Here is a 6,270-nt window from a genome sequence, read left to right as displayed (position 1 = left end):
CCCCCCCCCCCCCCCCTCTCACTTACCTGTCAGGACTACTGCCCGTCAGGACTTCTACTTTCCAGCCTTCACCTTGCGGCCGTCCTTCTCAGCTGCCTTCCGCGCAGCCTTCTCTGCCTTGCGCAGCTGCTTCTCCGGCACCGCATAGTCCTCCTGCGCACGGGAGTGACGGTAGTAGTCGGCGGCCTCGTCCTGTCGCTCAGCCTCGACTCCGGTCGAGATCGTGGCACGGCGGTGATCGTCGCCGTAGCCGAATGCGTCCACCAGATCCAAGGCATTGGCAGACAGCTTCTCGCACAGGCGGTTCAGCGTCTCGTTGAGCTGACGAGCACGCAGCATCGGCAGACGACCGTACATGAGGTGCCAGCCAACATGCTTCTCGATGAGGCTGAGACCGTAGGTGTCGCGCAGACGTCGGAACAGCTTGTTCTGGTCCGGGTCCTGCTGCTCCCTCATCGCCTCATCGAGGGCCTTCCATTTCTCCAACTCGACGTAGGCGCGGGCCATTTCGATGAACTCATGCTGATTGGAGTTGAACAGGTCCGCGGCATCGGCGGCTGACATCTTCATCGCTGGACGCAGAGCCTGGGCCAGTCCGGAGACCATGACTTCGAGCCTGGTCTCGAGAAGCGAACGCTGCAGGCGTCCGGAGCGGATCCGCTTATCGCCGAGGTTGGGGGTGAATACGTCGGAGATGGCGAGTCCCGCATTGGCCAGTCCGGTGCGGTAGAGCGTGTGCTCGGCCGCCTGGGTGCCGATGTAGCGGGCGGCCCCGCCGACGTCGATGTTCGCGAATTCCTTTGCATAGTCGCCGAGGAGGCGCTTGGCTGCCAGCTGCAGGAGCACCGTGTTGTCGCCCTCGAATGTGGCGTAGATGTCGAGGTCGGCGCGCAGTCCCACGAGGCGGTTCTCGGCCATGTAGCCGGCGCCGCCGCAGGCTTCCCTGGCCTCTTGGATGACATCGAGGGCCATCCATGTCGTGTCGGCTTTGAACGCTGCGGCTCGGGTTTCGAGCAGAGCCCGATTCTCCTCACTCTCGTCGGCCCCGGAGAAGACTTCCTCGAACGAGGTGAGCAGCTTCTCGTGGGCGAAGGTCGAGGCGTAGACCGAGGCGATGGCCGGCATAAGGCGGCGCTGGTGCTGCTGATAGTCCAGCAGGGTGGTCTCGTTGATGTCGTCGACGGAGGTGAACTGCTTGCGTTCGAGTCCGTACCGCACGGCGATGTCGAGCGCCAGCTTCGAGGCCACGATGGCCGCACCGTCGAGGGAGACACGGCCCTGGACGAGGGTTCCGAGCATCGTGAAGAAGCGACGTCCGGGGGAGTCGATGGGGGAGGTGTAGTCGCCTGCGGGATTCACAGCGCCGTAGCGATCGAGAAGATTGAATCGAGGAATGCGGACCTGCTCGAAGACGATCCGGCCGTTGTCGACGCCCTTGAGCCCGCCCTTGTAGCCGTCATCTTCGATGCTGATGCCCGACAGGATAGTGCCGCTCTCATCTCGGATCGGCACGAAGAACGCATGGACACCATGGTTGACCCCATTGGTGATGAGCTGGGCGAAGACGACCGCGGCACGTGCATCACGGGCGGCATTTCCGATGTATTCCTTGGTCGCGGCACGGAAGGGCGTGTTGATGACGAACTCTTCCTTCTCGGCCTCATAGGTCGCCGTGGTGCCGACCGCGGCCACATCGGAGCCGTGTCCGATCTCCGTCATTGCGAAGGATCCCAGAAGTTCGCCCTTCTGTGCTGCGACCAACCACGCATCGTGCTGCTCGGGGTTGCCCAGGTGCAGGATCGCTCCGCCGAAGAGTCCGAACTGGACTCCTGCCTTGACCTGGAGACTGGGGGAGGCGGTGACGGTCTCCTCGAAGCTGGCGATATTGGTCGCATGCTTATTGCGTCCGCCGAGTGACGGTGGCAGGGCCACCATCGGCAGTCCGGTGTCAGCCATGAGCTTCACCCCGGCGAGCGTCTTCGCTCGTGTGGTCTCAAGGTCATCGGCCGGGTCTTCATGGGTGATCTCTTCGAGTGCCAGGGTGCGCCCCTGACGTCGAGCCTCGGCCCACTGTCCGTCGAGTGCGGTGTTGATCGCCTGTGGATCAAGGGAAAGCTTCATTCGTCTACTCCTAGTTTTGCGGGCAGCGAGGCCCAGAGCCATTGACTGATTGCGGTGGCGAATTCATCGGGGCGGCTGGGGTCGGTCAGCCAGTTTTCGGTTGCAGCGCGCACGAAGCCAATTGCACCCGCTGCCCACAGCTGCCCCTGTGATCCTCCGAGACCGAGCCGCTCGGCCAGAAGGCCGGCGATGGAATTGAAGAAGCCACCAGTCTCTGTGGGGGCGAAGCGATTGACCGCGGTATCGCAGAATCGGTAGATGTTCGGTGACTCTGCAGCGAGCGCGACGAAGGCGTGAATCATCTCCGTCAGTGCATCCTGCGCCGAGGCTGCTGTTGCGTCATCGAGTGATTTGGAGATGACATCCATCGCCCATTCGCCCATTGCCGCCTGCAGTCCGGCACGATCCGTGAAATACCGGTAGAGCACCGACTTCGTCGTTCCCGAGTATTCCGAAATCTGCTCCATCGACAGTTCGTCTCCGTGCTCGTCGACGACATGCCGGACCGCGCGCAGCAGTTCACGGCGTCTGAGGTCGCGATGCTGCTGCCACCGGGTGGAACGACCATCTGTGAGCGATTTCATATGACAGACAGTATCAGGTACTGTCGGTAGCAGTTAAATCCATATACCGGAGGTGCAAATGTCCACTCCCACCCAGCGCGCCGTCATCCTTGGCGGCAACCGCATTCCGTTCGCTCGCTCGAACAAGCAGTATTCGAAGGCCAGCAATCTCGATATGCTCACCAGCACCATTGATGGTCTCGTCGCTCGCTTCGGGCTCGCCGGAGAACGCATCGGCGAAGTCGCCGGAGGCGCAGTCCTCAAACACTCGAAGGACTTCAACCTGACTCGCGAGGCCGTTCTCGGTTCTGCCCTATCGCCGACTACCCCGGCCTTCGATGTCGGGCAGGCCTGCGCGACCGGTCTTGAGACCGTCGTCAGCCTCAACAACAAGATCAATGCGGGTCAGCTCGAGTCGGGTATCGCCTCGGGCGTCGACTCGACCTCGGATGCCCCCATCGTCGTCAATGATTCGATGCGTGAGATTCTGCTCGAACTCTCGCGGGCGAAGACGCTGGCCCAGAGGGCCAAGATCGCCGCTCAGATTCGTCCGGCATACCTTGCCCCGCAGGCTCCCTCAACGGGTGAACCTCGCACAGGTATGAGTATGGGCGAGCATCAGGCAATCACCACAGCCGAGTGGCAGATCACTCGCGAGGCTCAGGACGCACTCGCGGCGGCCTCGCACCGCAACCTGGCCCAGGCCTGGGACGAGGGCTTCTTCGATGATCTCTCGACTCCCTACCTCGGCGTGAGTCGCGATACGAACCTGCGCCCGGATTCGAGCGTCGAATCGCTGGCGAAGCTGGCGCCGGTCTTCGGTCGCAACCTGAAGACCCCGGCAACGATGACTGCGGGCAACTCGACTCCACTCACTGACGGCGCCTCCTCGGTGCTGTTGGGCAGTGAAGATTGGGCGAACGAACACGGATACACCCCGCTGGCTCGACTCGTCGATGCCGAAGTGGCCGCCGTCGACTTCGTTGACGGTTCCGAAGGGCTGCTCATGGCCCCCGCTTACGCGGTTCCTCGTCTGCTGGCCCGTAACGGTCTGACATTCGAAGACTTCGACGTCTTCGAAATCCACGAAGCCTTCGCCTCGACAGTGCTTGCTCATCTGGCAGCGTGGGAGTCTGAGGAGTTCTGCCGAAACAAGGCCGGTCTCGACGGGGCCCTGGGCAGCATCGACCGGGCCAAGCTCAATCCGCTCGGCTCAAGCCTCGCCGCCGGACACCCGTTCGCGGCGACCGGTGGGCGCATCATCGCCTCCACCGCGAAGTACCTCAAGCTCACCGGCAAGAAGAGGTCGCTGGTTTCGATCTGCGCTGCAGGCGGCCAGGGACTCACTGCGATTGTGGAGGCAGCATGAAAGACACCTACCTGGACTTGGTCAACGGCCCACTGAAACAGGTCGCGAAGACACTGGGCCTGCCGCAGCCGGTCGAACTGCACCGCTTCGACTCAACTCCGGCGGACTACCGTCGGAAGCCGGTGCTCGTACTCGGCGCCGGACCCGAGGCGCAGAAGCTGGCTGACCTGCTGTTGGACAACGGCCTCGAGGTTCGACGCCACGCAAACTCGGGGGAGTCCCTGCGAGCCATCATCGCAGTCTTCGACGAAGCCACCGCGCCCGCCGACCTGTCGGCGACCGTGCTCGAGGTCGGAACTGCGCTGCGTTCACTGGCCCGCTGCGGACGCGTCATCACGATCTCTGCTGCCCCGAACCCGCAGCAGCAGAGCCCGGAACTCGCAGCCGCGACTCAGGGGATCACCAGCCTGACACGGTCCCTAGCTCACGAGATGCGCAGAGGAGCCACCGCCAACGGGATCCTCCTCGACGGCGTCGACGTGCAGGCACCCTCGGTGTCCACCGCACTCTGGTTCCTCCTCTCTGGCAAATCAGCCTATGTCTCGGGCCAGTTCATCACCGTCTCGACGCAGGCCGGCACCCCGATGGGGATGAAGGAATTCCTCTCCACCGGTGAAGCGGGCCCGCTGGCAGGACGCACCGCAGTCGTGACCGGTGCCGCTCGTGGTATCGGTGCTGCGATTGCGCGCAACCTTGCCCGTGACGGTGCACAGCTCATCGGCGTCGACATGCCGCAGGCCGGGCAGGCTCTGGCTGAGGTGATGAACGAAGTCGGCGGCAGATCGCTCCAGCTCGACATCACCGCGGAGACCGCGGCGGAGAAGATCGCCGAGGCAGTCGGTGGCCCCGTCGACATCCTCGTCCACAATGCCGGAATCACCCGGGACAAGATGCTGGCGAATATGGATGCCTCCCGCTGGGATTCCGTCATCGCCGTCAACATCGCCTCCCAGGCCCGCATCAACGCCCACCTGCAGGCTGAGGGCCTCTTCGCCGAGGGCGCCCAGGTCGTGTCGCTGGCCTCGACCTCGGGGATCGCAGGCAACCGCGGGCAGACGAACTACGCAACTTCGAAAGCCGGAGTCATCGGACTCACCGCCGCCTCGGCGCCGGACTTCGCGCAGCGCGGAGGAACGATCAATGCTGTGGCTCCCGGCTTCATCGAAACCGATATGACGGCCAAGATGCCAGCCCTGACCAGGCAGGTTGCCCGCAGGCTATCCAGTCTTCAGCAGGGCGGACAGCCCGTCGACGTGGCCGAGACCATCGGATTCCTCGCCTCGGCGGGGGCTCGTGGGATCAATGGTCTGACGCTGCGGGTGTGCGGCCAGAACATGGTGGGTGCATGATGGCGAAGGATTCGATGCTTCCGCTCTATGCCAAGGCCGTGCTCAAGGCTCTGCCGCTGGGCACACGCACGAGCCCGGACCTGCCAAGCCGCGCCCTGGATCGCAGCATGCCGATCGAGGCCGATGCCTACGCCGGTTTCACCACCGTCATCGGTGCCGGGCTGGGCAACACCGTCCACCCGGGCTACCTTCACGTCCTCGCGTTCCCGCTGAGCATGCAACTGCTCGGCGACCCCGAGGTGCCGCTGCCGATGATGGGCATGGTCCACATCCACAACAGGATCGACAGCTTCGGCGCCGTGCATATCGGTGACAGCGTCGACTTCCATGTGGAGTTGGCCGGTCCCTACCAGCATGCGGCCGGAACCACGATCGAGGTCATCGTCGAGGCGAAGGTTGAGGGTGCGCTGCGCATGCGGGAGACCACGACCTATCTGGCTAAGGGCAAGAAGCTGCCCAATGCAGAAGCGAAGCCACAGCCGCCGCGGGAGGAGTTCACTGCTCCCACCCCGAGCGCACTGTGGCGACTCGACCCGATCATCGGCCAGCGCTATGCTCACGCCTCGGGTGACTACAACCCGATCCACCTCAACGGATTGGCGGCGAAGGGCTTCGGCTTCCCGCGCCTCATCGCCCACGGAATGTACGGTGCCTCGCGCGCCCTGTCCGCAGTCGATACGAGGCTCGGGTCCTACCGATGGGATGTGTCGTTCGCCAAGCCCGTGCTGCTGCCGTCGACCGTTGGCTTCGCCATCACCGAGGGCCAGAGGCGCGAGGCCGCGAAGTTCGCCGTCTTCGATCTCAAATCCGGCAAACCGCACATCCTCTCAGAGGTCTCAGAACTCGGTGAATGAGCCTGTGCAAGCGC

Annotated in this window: 5 protein-coding genes; 3 read left to right on the top strand and 2 right to left on the bottom strand. The window is 63.7% G+C overall.

All coding sequences use genetic code 11. The features are described 5' to 3' along the window. Window positions 1-54: 54 nt before the first annotated feature. Together ACE03M_RS06335 and ACE03M_RS06330 are read right to left on the bottom strand one after the other, a co-directional pair. On the bottom strand, window positions 55-2,121 hold the full coding sequence (locus tag ACE03M_RS06335) for an acyl-CoA dehydrogenase family protein (protein ID WP_485933180.1): 2,067 nt from the start codon (window positions 2,119-2,121) through the stop codon (window positions 55-57). Beyond that, window positions 2,118-2,705: a TetR/AcrR family transcriptional regulator gene (locus ACE03M_RS06330; protein WP_143921699.1), complete on the bottom strand. Its 588-nt coding sequence runs from the start codon at window positions 2,703-2,705 to the stop codon at window positions 2,118-2,120. The genes ACE03M_RS06335 and ACE03M_RS06330 overlap by 4 nt, the downstream gene beginning before the upstream one ends. Window positions 2,706-2,763: 58 nt before the next feature. Here ACE03M_RS06330 and ACE03M_RS06325 point away from each other — a divergent pair, with 58 nt between their 5' ends. From ACE03M_RS06325 to ACE03M_RS06315, 3 genes are read left to right on the top strand one after another with little or no spacing between them, the layout of a single operon-like run. After that, complete coding sequence (locus ACE03M_RS06325; protein WP_485933179.1) at window positions 2,764-4,053, top strand: acetyl-CoA C-acetyltransferase; 1,290 nt, start codon at window positions 2,764-2,766, stop codon at window positions 4,051-4,053. Next, a complete protein-coding gene (locus ACE03M_RS06320) occupies window positions 4,050-5,402 on the top strand; it encodes a 3-oxoacyl-ACP reductase (protein WP_485933178.1) in 1,353 nt (450 codons plus the stop codon). Before ACE03M_RS06325 ends, ACE03M_RS06320 begins: the two co-directional genes overlap by 4 nt. Then, the gene (locus tag ACE03M_RS06315) at window positions 5,399-6,256 is read left to right on the top strand and encodes a MaoC family dehydratase (protein ID WP_485933177.1); all 858 of its coding nucleotides are present in this window, start codon (window positions 5,399-5,401) and stop codon (window positions 6,254-6,256) included. Before ACE03M_RS06320 ends, ACE03M_RS06315 begins: the two co-directional genes overlap by 4 nt. Window positions 6,257-6,270: the final 14 nt, after the last annotated feature.

This window comes from Brevibacterium sp. AGC70, assembly GCF_057334195.1.
Note: the sequence above shows the minus strand (reverse complement) of the source record. Positions and strands in the feature narration are given on the sequence as shown.

Excerpts from the sequence above, each read along its gene's own strand:
- ACE03M_RS06315 (WP_485933177.1), top strand. The coding sequence starts at position 5,399 with ATGATGGCGAAGGATTCGATGCTTCCGCTCTATGCCAAGGCCGTGCTC.
- ACE03M_RS06335 (WP_485933180.1), bottom strand. The coding sequence starts at position 2,121 with ATGAAGCTTTCCCTTGATCCACAGGCGATCAACACCGCACTCGACGGA.
- ACE03M_RS06325 (WP_485933179.1), top strand. The coding sequence starts at position 2,764 with ATGTCCACTCCCACCCAGCGCGCCGTCATCCTTGGCGGCAACCGCATT.
- ACE03M_RS06320 (WP_485933178.1), top strand. The coding sequence starts at position 4,050 with ATGAAAGACACCTACCTGGACTTGGTCAACGGCCCACTGAAACAGGTC.
- ACE03M_RS06330 (WP_143921699.1), bottom strand. The coding sequence starts at position 2,705 with ATGAAATCGCTCACAGATGGTCGTTCCACCCGGTGGCAGCAGCATCGC.